Origin of the sequence: Nonomuraea sp. NPDC049784 (genome assembly GCF_040659615.1) — a bacterium.
Taxonomy (GTDB): domain Bacteria; phylum Actinomycetota; class Actinomycetes; order Streptosporangiales; family Streptosporangiaceae; genus Nonomuraea.
In genome coordinates this window covers 1-1,661 of record NZ_JBFAMX010001153.1, presented here as the reverse complement: position 1 = coordinate 1,661, position 1,661 = coordinate 1, and the positions used below count along the sequence as shown (strand labels likewise).

The 1,661-nt window shown below is 70.5% G+C and carries 3 protein-coding genes; 1 reads left to right on the top strand and 2 read right to left on the bottom strand.

What is annotated here, in order from left to right; translation table 11 throughout:
- Together AB0J09_RS64250 and AB0J09_RS64245 are read right to left on the bottom strand one after the other, a co-directional pair.
- On the bottom strand, positions 1-703 hold a 703-nt coding region (locus AB0J09_RS64250; RefSeq protein WP_360714267.1), incomplete at its 3' end, for an ABC transporter ATP-binding protein.
- 12 nt (positions 704-715) lie between these two features.
- Positions 716-1,336, bottom strand: coding sequence for a helix-turn-helix domain-containing protein (locus AB0J09_RS64245; protein WP_360714265.1), 621 nt, complete (start codon positions 1,334-1,336; stop codon positions 716-718).
- A gap of 172 nt (positions 1,337-1,508) precedes the next feature.
- On the opposite strand from AB0J09_RS64245, the gene AB0J09_RS64240 reads away from it, so the two are divergent.
- On the top strand, positions 1,509-1,661 hold a 153-nt coding region (locus AB0J09_RS64240; protein WP_360714269.1), incomplete at its 3' end, for a type I phosphomannose isomerase catalytic subunit.

The following is a 1,661-nucleotide window of genomic DNA, read 5'->3' as shown; positions in this document are numbered from 1 at the left end:
CGGCCAGCCCGTCCGCCGGCCCCGCCAGCTCCGCCTCGATCGACGTGCGCGTCAGGTGCCGCAGCTCCGCCAGCGTGCCCGTCTCGACCGCACGGCCGTCACGGATGATCGTCAGCCGGTCGCACAGCGCCTCCACCTCGGCCAGGATGTGGCTCGACAGCAGCACCGTACGCTGCTCCTCCCTGACGCACTCCCGGAACACCTCCTCCATCAACGGGTCGAGACCGGAGGTGGGCTCGTCCAGGATCAGCAGCTCCACGTCGGAGGCGAGCGCGGCCACGAGGGCCACCTTCTGCCGGTTGCCCTTGGAGTACGTGCGTGCCTTCTTGCGCGGGTCCAGGTCGAACCGCTCCAGCAGGTCCGCCTTGCGCCGCTCGTTCAGCCCGCCGCGCAACCGCCCGAGCAGGTCGATCGCCTCGCCGCCCGACAGGTTCGGCCACAAGGTCACGTCGCCCGGCACGTACGCCAGCCGCCGGTGCAGCTCGGTCGCCTCCGACCACGGATCACCACCCAGGAGCCGGGCGGTGCCCGCGTCGGCCCGCACCATGCCCAGCAGGATCCGGATCGTCGTGCTCTTCCCCGCCCCGTTCGGCCCCAGGAACCCGTGCACCTCGCCGGTGCGCACGGTGAGATCGAGGCCGTCCAGCGCCCTGGCCGGCCCGAACGTCTTCACTAACCCCTTCACGGCGATGGCGTCAGCCATGGTGATGCTCCTTCATGTCGTCTGGCCCCGATCGAGGGCCTTCCTGGCCTCGGCGGCCTCTTCGAGGCTGAGCAGGGGATGGGAGTAGATGTCCAGCACCACCCGCATGAGCTTGACCTGCCCCTCCGGGCTGGTCAGATCGACGCCCAGGCCGCGCTCGACGTGCTGGCGGAGAACGGTGGGCGCCAGCGCCATCGCGGCGATCATCGTCGAACGGGACCGCGCGTCGGCGTCAGGCGGTTCGGGGCGGCTCTTGTCGGCCTCCGCGATCCACCGCTCACCGATGTCGACCATCTCGTCGAACAGCGGCGCCGCCCAGCCCTCCGTCAACGCCCGCGCCAGGTAGGGCTGGAAGGGCCCCATCACCGCGACCGGGTTCAGGCCGCCCTGCGGGTCGCGCGCGGCCTCCTCGTGCAGCCTGCGGATGATCTTCATCAGGTGCTCGTCGCACGCCTCGCGCAGCGCCTGCTTCGAGCCGAAGTGGTGGCGCACCAGCCCCAGGGACACGCCCGCGGTCTCGGCGATCCCGCGGATCGTCGCCCGCTCGAAGCCGTACTCACCGATATGCCACATCGCCGCGTCCCTGATCCGCGCACGCGCCGTGAGGTCCTCCGGATCCGGTACGGTCGTCATCCTGTTCCTCTGTATAGCAGACTGTTCATACAGCAAGCAGACTATACCTGCGTATAGCGATGACGCAACGCGCCCCCGACTACGCACATCAGCCCGTCCCGTTCTACGCTCCATGACGACGATTGGAGCCACCGCCGTGCCACAGCCCGACCTCCCACCGGCCACCGCGCCCATGCGCCTGACCACCGCCATCCGCCCCTACGACTGGGGCTCGGTCACGGCCCTCCCCCACCTGTTCGGCACCGAGCCCACCGGCCGGCCGCAGGCCGAGCTCTGGATGGGCGCCCACCCCGGCGACCTGACGTGTTCCTGCACGACCGGGTGG

Coding starts and splice junctions, on each gene's coding strand:
- AB0J09_RS64245 (WP_360714265.1), bottom strand. CDS start 1,336: ATGACGACCGTACCGGATCCGGAGGACCTCACGGCGCGTGCGCGGATC.